This is a genomic window from Streptomyces bambusae (assembly GCF_019400985.1).
In the GTDB taxonomy this organism is placed as follows: Bacteria; Actinomycetota; Actinomycetes; order Streptomycetales; family Streptomycetaceae; genus Streptomyces; species Streptomyces bambusae_A.
Map to the genome: position 1 here is coordinate 37,311 of NZ_WTFF01000016.1, position 12,290 is coordinate 49,600.

Below are 12,290 nucleotides of genomic sequence, written 5' to 3' on the forward strand. Positions count from 1 at the left end.
CCGGGGTCGGTTACCCCTGGCCTGGCCTGGCCGGGCACGGCCGCCCCGGCCCTGGTGCGGCCAGGGCTGCCCGTTGCGGGGCGGGGGTCAGCGTCCCCCGCCCGCGCATGCCCTCGATGCGCTTGCCACGTCCCGGATCGATCGGCTTCCTGCGGCTTAGACCAGCGCGTTCTTGTAGAAGATGCTGGAGCGCCGGTCTCCCTCCACGCCGGTGGCGAAGCCGATGAAGAGGCGCGCCTCGCCGGCGTCGGTGCGGTAGATCGCCAGGCCCTCGGGCTCGCGGTGGTGGAGGGTGGAGCCGGCCTTGGTGAGGACCGGGCCCTGCTTCACGGTGCCCGTGTTGATGTCGATGCTGGTGACGTACGTGTTGCCGTCGCCGGTGGGGGTGCCGTCGCCGGGGTACGCGTCACCCGTCAGGTAGTACATGTACGAGCCGTAGAGGGTGTAGCCCTGCGGGGTTCCGGGGATCGTCGGCTGCTTGAAGTCGGCCAACGGCGAGCCGAAGCTGCGTGTCGTGAAGTCGGAGAGGGGGTACACGGCGATGCGCTTGCCGGCGCTGGTGTGGTAGCGCACGATCATGCGCTCGTAGACCGGGTCGACGGAGCAGGTGTACTCGGTCGCCCCGGAGATCGGCCGGTAGGCGGCCGATGCAGCCGGCGAGCCCAGGGTGGTGTTGGCCATGTAGGGGATGGGGGCGAGCGCGGTGCCGTACCCGCTGGTGTTCGCGGCGCACTCGATCCACAGCTCGGTGCCGGAACCGCTCGGCAGCGCGGCGAAGGCCACGCCGTGGCCGAAGCCATTGAGGTGCATGTACGAGATGTAGTTCCCGTCGAAGTCCATCTTGTTGATGCACAGGTCACCGGCGGACTCGGGGCTTCCACTCCGCTTGGTCGCCACGAACAGGAACTTGTTCACCCAGTCGAAGGCGAAGCTCTGCTGAACCCGCGCACCGTGCGTGTCCTTGGACCGGAACAGGTCGTACGACGGCTGCGTGAGATCGAACCGCTTGGTGGTGGTCACAGCGGCGGAGGCGGTCTGCGCGCCGACGCCGAGCCCGAGCGCGGCGAGGGTGGCGCCGGCGCCGGTGCGTATGAGGCCGCGGCGGGAGAGGGGAAGGCCGGGGGTGTGGTTCATGGGGGGACTCCCAGGGGGCATGGGTGGGGGGCAAGGGACACGTGATGCTATCCGCCGCAAGGGTGGTGTGACGGGCCGGGTCCCGGTGGGCAGTCGGGTGAGATGGCCGCCCACCGGGCATTCGCGGTGGCCACCGACATCCCGGTCCGGATCGTTCTCATGCATTCGCATCTCAGTCATGGTGCTTAGGGAGCCTTGCGACGCTTCGCTGGACGGGGCTCGCCCAGGGGCCGGTGACCACCCGATGCTGGAAGGGATATCGACTACTGGGAGGAGCTGCGTACGTCGCCCTCCCAGATGGAGATCTGCGTCGCCCTGTTCGCCAACGTCCTCGAACCGGATGAGCAGAGCGAGTCGGCCAACGAGAAGCACGCGGAGCGCCGGGCTCCCTCAAGCCTGGCGTTCCGGGCCCCCACCGGTCCCCACCCCCCACTCCCCCGACGGTTAGGATCTTCAGGCACATCACAGGCCTGACCAGGGGGAGTTGGGGACATGGGTTCAGCGTTGCTGCCGGAGGATCCGGAGCAGATCGCCGGGTACTGGCTGGCGTCGCGGCTCGGGGTCGGGGGGCAGGGGGTCGTCTACGAGGCGTACGACGGCCAGGGGACGCGGGTCGCGCTCAAGGTGCTGCACCGGACGGCCGATGCGTTCGTCCACGAGCGGTTCGGCCGTGAGGCGGAGGCGGCGCGACGGGTCGCCCCCTTCTGCACCGCCAGGATCCTCGACGTGTCCACCGACGCCGAGGTGCCGTACCTGGTCAGCGAGTTCGTGCCCGGCCCGACCCTCGCCGCCCGGGTCCGGACCGAAGGACCGTTCGCGGAGGACCGGCTGCTGCGCCTGGCCGCCGGGGTCGCGACCGCCCTTGCCGCGATCCACCGCGCCGGGGTGGTCCACCGGGACCTGAAGCCCGGCAACGTGCTGCTGGGACCGGACGGGCCCCGCATCATCGACTTCGGCATAGCCCGGGCACCCGACATGTCCCTCACCGCGACCGGGGCGATCATGGGGACGTACGGCTACATGGCCCCCGAGATCCTCTCCGGGAAGCGCGCCACCGCCGCGTCCGACATCTTCGCGTGGGGCGCCGTCGTCCTGTTCGCGGCCACCGGCGACGAGCCCTTCCGCGGGGAGAACATCGCCGAGGCCGCCCATCGTGTCACCACGGTCGATCCGGACCTCAGCGCACTGCCCGTCTCCGTACGCCCGCTCGTCGCCACCGCTCTGGCCAAGGAACCGGCCCTGCGGCCCTCGGCCCGGGAGCTGCTGCTGGCTCTGGTGGGCGAGAGCGGGGAGGCCACCGAGAGCGGGGAGGGCGGTGCGAGCGGGGAGGGCAGCGCGAGCGACGAGAGCTTCGAAGCGACGCTCCTCCAGGACGGCGCCCGCCGGGCCGAGCCGGCCACGCCCCCGTCGGCCACCGAGGTGGTCGCGCCCCTCGGCGAGCGCGCCGAGGCGGCCTTCGCCGCCCTGCCCGCCGAGGCGCAGGTCGTCGCCCACGAGGCCGTGCTCCGCCTGGTCGTTCCGGGCCCCGCCCCGGACGGTACGCACGACAGCGTGCGCAGCTGCGCGGCCGCCGAGCTGTTCACCGGCCGCCCGGAGCGTGAACAGAGGGCGATGGCGGCCGCCACCGAGGCGCTGGTCGCGGCGGGCGCACTCGTGATCGACGAGGACAGCACCGTACGCCCGGTCAGCGCAGCCCTCCTGCCGGCCTGGCGGCGGCTGGCCGCCTGGGTGGCCGCCGACCGCGCCGGGATCGCGATACGCCTGCGTCTGACCCAGGCGGCCCTGGTGTGGGAGGCGCACGGCCGCCGCGCCGAGGACCTTCCACGGGGCACGGAGCTGCGCCGCTGCCTGGACTGGCTGGCGACCGTCCCGCACCAGCTGCGCCCCAATCCGCTGGAACTGGCCTGCCTGGACGCGGCCCGGGCCGCCGCCGGGCGGACCGTCCGACGGCGCCGCCAGCTCGTGTCGGGCCTCGCCGGTGTCACCGTGCTGGCGGTCCTCGCCGGCCTTGCGGCCTGGTACCAGAACAACGAGGTGGAGCGCCGCGAGGCGGAGGCGACGGCCCGGCGGGTGGCGCAGGCGGCCGAGAGCCTGCGCGGCACCGAGCCCGAGACCGCCCGGCTGCTGGGCCTGGCAGCCTGGCGCATCGCCGGGGTGCCGGAGGCGCGGGCGGCGCTGAACGCCTCCTCGGTGCAGCGGGCGACGGAGACCCTCCAGCTGCCCCGCATCGACTACGGGATCTCCGCCGGCGTGCAGCTGACGCAGGGCGGACAGGGCATGCTGCTGTACACCCCGAACGAGGCGACGTTCACGGACCTGGGCCTCGGCGGGAAGAGCGCGCCACCGCGCACCCCTCGTAAGCTCCCCGGCAACGTGCACTGGGGCGAGGGCCAGAAGCCCGCGGTCAGCCCGGACGGCCGGTACGTGCTGGTCATGACGGATGCACAGCACGTCCAGGTGGTGGAGACCGCCACCGGCACTCCCCTCGGCCCGGCCTTCGCACTGGCCGTGCAGAGTGCTCGCGGCCTGAGCCTGACCAACCGCGGTCAGGTGGTCCGGGAGCTCGACTCCGGCGCGTTCCGCATGACGGACGGGCAGCGCGGGGGCGCCGAGGTGGAGCTGCCGGGAGAGCTGTCGCCGGACGGCAGCTACGTGGTGAGCTGCGACCGGAGCAGGGGCACGGTCGTCGCGTCGGCCTACCCGTCTTCGGGCGCCGCTCCGCTCGTCACGAACTCCGAGCGCTCGTGCGACCGTACGACCGTGTTCAGCCCCGACGGCAGCAGCTTCGCCCGGGTCGAGCACGGCGGTTCCGGTGACGGCGCCGACAGTTTCGGGGAGGCGAATGTCTGGCGGGTGCGCGGCGAGGCGTCCGGCCCCCCGCTGCCCGACCTCGGCCTGCACGAGTTCCGGCTCAGCTCGCGGGGCGGGTACGTGTTCGGCTGGTCCGGCAACGGTGAGGTGGAGATCTGGGAGACGGAGGGCAGGAACCATCTGGTGACGCTGCCCGGAGCGGTCAAGTCGAACGCGCGGTCCAGCTCCCCCTACGCCGACATGGCCCTCGACGAGGACACCAAGAGCCTGGTCTTCCTCACGTCCGACCGCGCCACCCTCAAGCGGATCGACCTGTCCGGGGTTGTCGGCCTGCCCAAGCCCGACCGCAACCTCGTCGCCGCCGCATCTTCCGCCGACGGCACGACCGTCGTGGTGCGCGAGGGCTGGACCGACATGAAGCAGCGGGTCGTGGACGTCAGGACCGGCAAGACCCTGCACACGGTGCCCCAGCGCTGGGTCGAGCTGCCCACCCGCCATGTCTTCAACGCCCTGAGCGACAACGGGAAGGTCCTGGCCTTCACCGACCACGACCCGGACCAGAGAAAGCAGTTCGTCGTCGTGCACGACCTCGAACACGGCCGGGAGATCCACCGGTTCTCGCCCGTCGACGAGACCGTGCGCCGGCTGGTCGTCTCCGCCGACGGCCGGTACCTCTCCGCGTTCGGCATCGAGAGCGGCGTACGCGAGGGCGAGGGAGGCACCATCCAGGTCTGGGACGTCCGCGAGCGCAATGAGATCCACCGCATCGACAACGTCTTCGGCTACGGACGGTTCAGCCCGGACGGCACCCTGTTCGCCACCACCACCGGCACGGTGATCGACCTGCGCAGCGGCACCAGGCGCGACGGCGCCTGGGGCGGCGCCGCGACCGGGCTGGCCTTCTCGCCGGACAGCCGGCTGCTGGCGGTGGTCCGCGACAGCGGCTCGGTCGAGCTGTGGGACGGCGCGGCCCGTACCCGCCTCTCCCACCTGCCCGGCAGCCCACCGCGCGACACGGCGCGGTTCGACTTCGCCGACGACCCGGTCTTCTCCCAGGACGGCCGGCTGCTGGCGGCCGTCACCGGCGGCGAGCGCATCCAGCTGTGGGACACCGACGCCCGGCTCGCCCTCGGCGGGCCGCTGGAGACCAGCGGCCGCAAGGTGGACCTGCTCTCCTTCGGCGGGGACGGCATCCTACGGGTCCTCAGCGGCGCCGACACCGCCCCCCTCGACCTGGTGCCGGACCGCGTCGCCGCCGCCGTCTGCAAACGGGCCGGCCGCGACATCACCCGGGCCGAGTGGCGTACGTACATCCCGAACGTGCCGTACCGCAAGCTCTGCTGACCCCGGCCCCCTGCGGGGACAGCGCACCCCTCAGCCGCGCGTCCAGGTTCCCCGGCCAGTTCCTCCTCGCCGGGCGACGGGTCGCCGCGAAACCGACATCGAGCAGGCAGCGTCCGCTCTACCGGCCGGTGAGGAACTCGACGAGGTCCAGGGCGGCGTTCCGCCGCATCGAACCATGTTGTTCCTCCACGACGAGGATGCGGTGCTGGTGGTCGACGAGACCGGGGACGTAAAGAAGGCCACGCACACCGTCGGTGTCCAGCGCCAGTACACCGGCACCGCCGGGAGGGTCGAGAACGCGCAGGTCGCCGTGGACACGCCGCGGTGGACCGTGAGCCCGCGCTCGTGGACGTGCGACGAGGACCGCTGCCGGGCCGTGGGCCGCGTGGGCCGGGCCGCGGGGGACGAGGTCTACGGCGGGTACGTTCCGAGCGGATGCCCTGGCCACGAAGGTGCCGAAGCGGGCCTGGCAGAAGCTGTCGGCAGGGGCCGGCACCAAAGGGCCCGCCCCGGTGCCCCTGGCCATGCTCGCTCACGCCTTCCTGGCGGTCATCCGGCTGTGCATCGCAGTTACTGAGATTCCACGCGTGACGCCGCCGCCCCGGCATCCGCTTGAACTGCGACGATCGCCGGCCATGGCGCGACATCACACAAAGGTCATCAGTAGCCGCGATCTGCGAGCGATGAGTTTGCACCGTCCGGAGGGTCTAGGTCATCGACAAACCCATCACTGCCTCATCCGGAGAACGCATGACCACCAACCCGGCTGACACCGCCACCGTCCGTTCCCTGAAGGTGCCCGGCGCACGTCTGCACTACGAAGTGCGCGGCAAGGGCCCTCTCATCGTGCTGGTCGGTGCCCCGATGGACGCTGCAGCCTTCGCCCCGCTGGCCAGGCTGCTCGCCACCGACCACACCGTGCTCACCACCGACCCGCGCGGCATCAACCGCAGCAAGCTCGACGACCCCGACCAGGACTCGACGCCCCGACTGCGCGCAGACGACCTGTCCCGGCTGATCGCCCACGTCGACGCGGGACCGGCCTTCGTCCTGGGCTCCAGCGGCGGCGCCGTCAGCGCGCTGGCCCTCGCCCAGACCCGTCCCGACCAGGTGCACACCCTCGTCGCCCACGAGCCACCGCTGATCGAACTACTGAAGGACCGAGAGCAACTGCGCACCGGCACCGAGGACCTCATCGTCACCTACCTCGCCGGCGACGTGACGGGAGCCTGGAAGAAGTTCTTCGCACAGGCCGACATCACGATGCCCGAGCCCGTGATCGAGCAGATGTTCGGCGGGGAGCGCGATCCGCAACAGGTGGCGGACGAGCGCCGTTGGTTCGCGCACGAGATGCGCTCCTCCACTTACTGGCAGCCTGACCCGGCAGCCCTACGCGCGGCGACCACCCGCATCGTGGTGGGCATCGGCGACGACTCCGCCGGACAGCTCTGCGACCGAACCTCCCGCGCGCTCGCTCAGTCGCTTGGCACCGAGCCGACGACGTTCCCCGGCGGCCACACCGGGTTCGTCGAGACCCCCGACACCTTCGCCACCCGCCTGCGCACCGTCATACGCGAGGGCTGAGCCACAGGAACACGCACCGAGCGCAGTCCGAACCACGCCGTTCAGACCGCGCTCGGTGCGTCCCCGGTGCTCGAGGTACATGCATGCCTGGAGTCCAGAGTGACTGCCGTCCTCGTAGAGCAGCGCGGCGACTCCTCCGGGGCCCCGGCGAAGAAGGTGCCGTCGTCGGATCTGACAGTGGCAGGTCTTCGCGACCTTGGCGCCTTCGTGCCTGCCTCGCTCCTGCTGGTGGATGAGCTAACGAACTCACGCTCGACTCCGCACGAGTGCTGCCACAGTCCGATGAGCCGCGATTCCGCGAAGGCGCCGAACCCCTTCCCCGCGAACAGCTGCGAAGCGGCTGCGAAGTCGTCGAAGCACCCCACGTCCAGGTGTGAATGGGTGGTGCAGTGGTAGCGGTTGGTTGTCAGCAGGTGACCGTGAGGTGTGGGCTGGGCGGGGCGGTTCACGCCTCATGCGCTGCGCCGGGCGTGCGCGACGCACCAGTACGAGCGGGGCACGGACCTGATTGCCGCCCAGCAGCTTCTCGGGCATAGGCCTATCGCCTCGACGATGGCGTACGTGAAGCCGTCGCAGCGGTTCGTCTGAGGACGCCTGGCAGCGGGCCACCGATGCCGCCGTCCGCGCACTGGCCGGCTGACCGGCGAGGGACGAGGGACATGACCTCGAGGGGACCTGAGCCAGCAGACCCGGCCTTGCCGGGTGTTCAGTGGCGGTTGCGGATGGCGGCGGCGGAGCGCGGGGTATAGACGGGGACCCAGCTGCGGCGACTGCTGGCTGAGAAGGCGGGACTGGAGTTGTCCGCAGCTTCGGTGCCGGCTCTGTTCACCAAGCAGCCGTCCCAGGTGAAGCTGTCCACCCAGACTGCGCTGTGTACGGCTCTGGCCTGTGCTCCTGGAGATCTCCTTGTGCTCGGTCCCGCAGCACCGGCACTGGCCTCTGGGCCCGCGCTGGGAGGGTTGTTAGACAGGAGGCCGTCGCCCGGTTCGTCGCGGGTAGCCGGGAGACGGTCACTGCCTCCCCTCTGACCTCCGCAGCTCTTCGTCGGCCGTCCTTCCACCTACCTGGCGGGTTCAAGATCCATGTCAGCGTCCGTTCCTGACGCCGTGCAGGGCCGCTGCCCCGGCTGCACGAAGTTGCGCTGGCTGCGCCCAGGATCGGGCCTGTGTGCCTGGTGCTTACGGACGTGTCCTGGTTGCGGAGGCGGCAGACGCTCGGCCGAGGAGACGTGCGCGGCTTGCCGGCGGCGGGCCGCGGGAAGGCCGGCGCTCGGCCCGTGTCGGCGATGCGGGCGCCGGCGGATTCTGGACGTGGCGCGCCAGTGGTGCCGTCCGTGCTCCGACCCTGCGAGGGCCCAGCCGCTATGACGGGCCATTGATGTAGTGCCTGGGTTGGTCCGTTGATCTGGGTGTGTTCAGGTTGGCTGGCTGGTGTGTGGGCTGCTGGATGTCTGTCGTGGTGGTCGGGCTGCCCGGTGGGCGGTGCTGGCGATGTGGGGCGGGGCGATGTCCTGGGGTTTTCTCAGGTTGGCTGAGTTTTCCAGGTGTGTACAGGTGCAGTGATTCTTTGTGCAGGTGTAATGGCTCTTCTATAGGCAGCGGCGTCTGGGGCGTTGCTGCGTGGTGTGGATCCAGGCCCTGAGCAGGTCGTGGGGCGGGAGGACGAGCCGGTCAAGGCCGAGGATGTTCGCGGTCTGGTCGAGGAAACCGTGGTCGGCCTCGGGGTGGGGTGTGCGGGCGAGGTGTCGGGCGAGGGCGACGGTTTCGGGGTAGGTGACCGGATCGCGTCCGGTCAGCGCCCAGGACTTGCCGTGGGCTGGTGGCGGGTTGGTGTCCGCGAGGCGGGTGCGCCGGTAGTGCCAGCGTCGGGTGAGGTGGTGTTCCTGGTCGTGCCAGCGGGTGGTGATCGCGGCGGCCCACTGGTACGCGGCGGTGGCGTCGGGCCGGCGCCCCAGACGTTTGTGGGCGTGATGGGCCGGGACGAGCTCGGGCAGGGCACGGGTGTCCAGGGACGCCCGGTCGGTGGGCGGGGTGGCCCACCGGAGGTGCTGTGGGCATAGCCGCTGGTGTGCTCGGTGGTAGGCCCATGCCTGGCTGGTGGTCCCGCGGCTGTGGTGGAGGGTGCACCAGGGGCAGGTGCGGGTGGGCTGTCGTGCGGGTTCAAGAGGCTGCCAGCGGGCGTTGGGATGACCGGGGTCCGGATCTCTTGACCCATGGACGACGTTGCCCAGGGCGCGCGGCAGATCGGGGATGCGGGTGAAGGTGGCGAGGTGGTGGAGTGCTGCAGGGGAGAGGACGATCTCGCTTCCTCCCGGCATGCTGCCTGGGCGGCCGTCGACGGTGATGCCGATGCCTTCGAGGATCTGGCGCAGCTGAAGGCGGTACGCCTGGGCGAGGCGGTGGAGGTAGGAGGCGGGCGCCTCGTGTGGCACCGGCCTTACGCGTAGCGCCCCGGCGCGATGCGGCGGCCGCGGGATGCGGGCGAAGGGCGCAGTCGGACTGCTCACGGCAGGTCTCCTGTGGCCGTTCGGCCGTTGCTGTTTCCGTTTGCGGGCTGCCGGGGGTTGCGGCCAGCCGGGTACCGGGGCGGTTGTTCTCTTCGGCGAGGTGGTCGAGAACGACGGTCTCCAGGGCGGCCTTGGTGATGCGTTCGGTGCCGTCGAGGATCGCGGTGATCGCGGCTTGGCGCAGGAGGCGGGCGAGGCTGCCGATGCGTCCGCCGGTACGGGTGTGAAGGTAGGGGGCCAGGCGCACCAGGATTCCGGCTCGGTGCTGGGTGAGATCGAGGCAGGCTTCCATGGCGGCGACGAGGTCGCGGAACGGCTGGCTGGTGCCTCGTCGGGCGGGGATGGTGTCGCAGTCGATGAGGGTGGCGCGGCCGGCGAGCTGGGCGCCTCGGGTGCCGGTGAACAGGGGTGTGGTGGTGACGTCGATGCCGGCGTAGACGAAGGTTGCGCCGATGCGTTCGGTGAGGTCTTTGAGGAGGTCGGTGGCTTCGGCTCCGGTGCTGGTGCGGGGGTTGAGCCGGTGGATCTCGTCGATCATGATCAGGCGGACGCCTGCCCGGGTGTATGTGTCGCAGACCGATGTCATGATCTGGGCCTGGGCCATGCGATGGGTGATCGGGATGCCGAGGAAGCGGGCGAATTCCGCGGCCAGGGTTTTCGTGCTGGCCCCTGGCGGGACGAGGACGTACGCGACCGGCATCTGGTCGTGGTTGCCGGTGCGGGTGGTTTCGGCGAGGTGGCAGGTGCGGCCGACTTGCAGGAGCACTTCCGCATCGGCGCGGGGTGTCCCGCCAGGGTGCCGCGGCTGATGGCTCTTCCACTGCCAATGTCCCAGTATCCAGCCGGGCTCCTGCCCGTAGCGTGCGGCGATACGGCACATCAGTGACCAGGTCGTTTCTCCGGCCAGGGGAGGCACGCGGAAGACCGGGGACGACACTCGACCGGCGTTGTGGATGACAGCCTGCGTGATCAAGCCTGTTGGCTGCCCATCGCCTCCTGAATCACACCCCGGACATCCGCTCATCGATGACGACGCTGGATCCGACGTGCATGCGTCACTGATGCCTCAGAACTGAGCGTCAGCTCACGCACGCAGAGTCCCGCCGGTCACGCTCCAAGCGCGCACCGTGGGCGAGCCGGATTGTCAGAGGTCCCTGAGACACTCCTGCGTATGGCGCTGCGATCACCGATCTACCTCGACACCGAAACTCTCCTGTCTCAGGCGGAGTACTACGACATCGACGTCCCTCGGCAAGCGGAGATCACTGAGAAGACAGTCCGGAAGCAGACTGGCGGCGGTAAGGTCGGCATGGGCGGGTTCGCGCTGGAAGGCTCCAGGGGAACCGATGTTGAGTTCCAGTCCACTTACAGCCTGGCCCCGAAGCAGAAGGCAACCTTCAGCAAGGTGATCGACGCGCTGATCAACGATGCCAACGCGGTCAAGGTGGATCCCGACGGCGAGACACCCCTCGTCAGGGACGACCTGGTCCAGATCGAGGGAACGACACGGATCACTGCGGCCAGTTTGGCCGGAAAAATGTTCTTTATCCTTCGCCGGCTGATGGACACCGTGGACGCCGACCTGGACAGCCTCCGCAATCTCGATGTCAACAATCTGCCGTTCGCCGAGCAGCTTCAGCGGGTGTACCTCCGCAACGAACTCCTCCCCATTCCGATCCTGCTGGAGCTGACCGGCTCGAACCTGCCGCAGAAGGTCTACATCAACGTGCCACCGGACCACTTCCTGGGCGAAGCGTCAGCGAACCGTATTGAGGGTGAACTGCGCGTCCTGGGTAGCGTCAGCAGGCTGATCCCGGGGGGCAGTGACGGGTACCTCAGCGCTGAGCAGTGGCTCCTCCACGACTGGGAGCACATGATGCGGCGCCTGCTGATGACCGAGGTGGATGACCACGTGCGAGAGCTGGTCAGTCACTTCAACCTGGACCTTCCCGCTGAGGACGTTCACGCCCACATTGCCGGTCCGGCCATCGTCGTAGACGCGATAGGACTCTACTGATTCGCGGAGTGCCTCTGGGCCTCAGCGGGGGACCCTCTAGGCCATTTTCAATCCAGGTCAAAAAATGAATCACGCCCGGCCTGAGTGCTGAAGCTCGTCCTCAGTCCTGCTGAGGGTTGAGAGTCGGCGGGATTCGAACCCGCGGACCGGGGGAGGCAGGGCGGCCCAGTACCCGGTCAGTCGACGTGAGAAGGGCCTTCCCTACGCCGATCGCAATGGGCCACTCTGCCACGACTCCGCAACCCGTGGGAGCTGCTGCTCCCACTCCCAAGACGGTTAGGACGACGACCGCGACAGAGCGAACCCTTTCCGGCAGACCCCATGACCAGCCCGGGGGCTTGTTCTCCTTGCTGCCAGCGCCCGCGAGGGCTGGTCCTGGAGGCGGAGCTACAAGGACCCGGGCTGGGGAGCGAAGCTGACCGGCCTCTGGAGTGGTCTTTGAGCGGGGGCATGGTGGCGGGGTCGGTGTTGGCAAGCGTCTGCGTGGCCTTTTGTCCCCATTCAGGCTGTTGCCGCCCCGTGCAGGCCGGGAGGTTTACGCCGTTGGGTTTCCAGTGCTGGAGGCTTCGCTGCCGGCCCCGTCAAGAGGGACCCCAACCGACACCACTGACGCTACTGCCAGCGCCCGCGGAGCGGGCTGGTCCTGAAGGCGAAGGCGGAAGAACCCAGGCGGGGAAGCGAAGCGGACCCGCCCAACGGGCCACAGGCCCCGACTCCGTGAAACGGAGTCACTCCGGCCTGCGAAGCAGGCCGTTTGGCCGGAGAGCAGCGAAAGCCGAACGGGTCCGGGGCGAAGCTCAGGACCCCGGCCCGAAGGGCCGGCCCTGGCCCGGCGAAGCCGAGTTCCGCCGAGCGCAGCGAGGCGGTTCGTTGGCACAGCGCGCAGCGCTGTGG

At 70.0% G+C, this 12,290-nt stretch carries 8 protein-coding genes, 1 tRNA gene and 2 pseudogenes; 7 read left to right on the top strand and 4 right to left on the bottom strand.

Annotated features, from left to right (window positions below):
* Positions 1-156 precede the first annotated feature (156 nt).
* A complete protein-coding gene (locus tag GPJ59_RS04835; protein ID WP_219665110.1) occupies positions 157-1,134 on the bottom strand; it encodes a phage baseplate protein in 978 nt (325 codons plus the stop codon).
* 297 nt (positions 1,135-1,431) lie between these two features.
* On the opposite strand from GPJ59_RS04835, the gene GPJ59_RS39035 reads away from it, so the two are divergent.
* The 6 genes and pseudogenes from GPJ59_RS39035 to GPJ59_RS04860 all read left to right on the top strand — a co-directional run bounded on the left by GPJ59_RS39035 (position 1,432) and on the right by GPJ59_RS04860 (position 7,901).
* A complete protein-coding gene (locus GPJ59_RS39035) occupies positions 1,432-1,608 on the top strand; it encodes a DUF7677 family protein (protein ID WP_445271630.1) in 177 nt (58 codons plus the stop codon).
* A gap of 18 nt (positions 1,609-1,626) precedes the next feature.
* A complete protein-coding gene (locus tag GPJ59_RS04840; protein ID WP_219665111.1) occupies positions 1,627-5,289 on the top strand; it encodes a WD40 repeat domain-containing serine/threonine-protein kinase in 3,663 nt (1,220 codons plus the stop codon).
* Between the two features lie 139 nt (positions 5,290-5,428).
* A pseudogene (locus tag GPJ59_RS38845) lies at positions 5,429-5,795 on the top strand (transposase); the annotation flags it as partial.
* A gap of 244 nt (positions 5,796-6,039) precedes the next feature.
* The gene (locus GPJ59_RS04850; protein ID WP_219665112.1) at positions 6,040-6,873 is read left to right on the top strand and encodes an alpha/beta fold hydrolase; all 834 of its coding nucleotides are present in this window, start codon (positions 6,040-6,042) and stop codon (positions 6,871-6,873) included.
* Positions 6,874-7,299: 426 nt separating this feature from the next.
* On the top strand, positions 7,300-7,461 hold the full coding sequence (locus tag GPJ59_RS37115; protein ID WP_308120137.1) for a tyrosine-type recombinase/integrase: 162 nt from the start codon (positions 7,300-7,302) through the stop codon (positions 7,459-7,461).
* Positions 7,462-7,670: 209 nt separating this feature from the next.
* On the top strand, positions 7,671-7,901 hold the full coding sequence (locus GPJ59_RS04860) for a helix-turn-helix domain-containing protein (protein ID WP_374200784.1): 231 nt from the start codon (positions 7,671-7,673) through the stop codon (positions 7,899-7,901).
* 560 nt (positions 7,902-8,461) lie between these two features.
* Here GPJ59_RS04860 and GPJ59_RS04865 read toward each other — a convergent pair.
* Both GPJ59_RS04865 and GPJ59_RS39040 read right to left on the bottom strand, forming a co-directional pair.
* Positions 8,462-9,304, bottom strand: a complete 843-nt coding sequence (locus GPJ59_RS04865) for a hypothetical protein (RefSeq protein WP_219665113.1) — start codon at positions 9,302-9,304, stop codon at positions 8,462-8,464.
* Positions 9,305-9,851: 547 nt separating this feature from the next.
* Positions 9,852-10,403: pseudogene (locus GPJ59_RS39040) on the bottom strand (TniB family NTP-binding protein); the annotation flags it as partial.
* 147 nt (positions 10,404-10,550) lie between these two features.
* Between GPJ59_RS39040 and GPJ59_RS04875 the strand changes: the two are divergent.
* Positions 10,551-11,396 (top strand): DUF6414 family protein, encoded by an 846-nt coding sequence (locus GPJ59_RS04875; protein ID WP_219665114.1) that lies wholly within the window; start codon positions 10,551-10,553, stop codon positions 11,394-11,396.
* 117 nt (positions 11,397-11,513) lie between these two features.
* On the opposite strand, the gene GPJ59_RS04880 is transcribed toward GPJ59_RS04875, so the two are convergent.
* Positions 11,514-11,634 (bottom strand) — tRNA-OTHER (locus tag GPJ59_RS04880).
* Positions 11,635-12,290: the final 656 nt, after the last annotated feature.

Bases quoted from the DNA above. Each gene is read 5' to 3' on its own strand.
- GPJ59_RS04850 (WP_219665112.1), top strand. From the start codon at position 6,040: ATGACCACCAACCCGGCTGACACCGCCACCGTCCGTTCCCTGAAGGTG.
- GPJ59_RS04875 (WP_219665114.1), top strand. From the start codon at position 10,551: ATGGCGCTGCGATCACCGATCTACCTCGACACCGAAACTCTCCTGTCT.
- GPJ59_RS04835 (WP_219665110.1), bottom strand. From the start codon at position 1,134: ATGAACCACACCCCCGGCCTTCCCCTCTCCCGCCGCGGCCTCATACGC.
- GPJ59_RS04840 (WP_219665111.1), top strand. From the start codon at position 1,627: ATGGGTTCAGCGTTGCTGCCGGAGGATCCGGAGCAGATCGCCGGGTAC.
- GPJ59_RS39035 (WP_445271630.1), top strand. From the start codon at position 1,432: ATGGAGATCTGCGTCGCCCTGTTCGCCAACGTCCTCGAACCGGATGAG.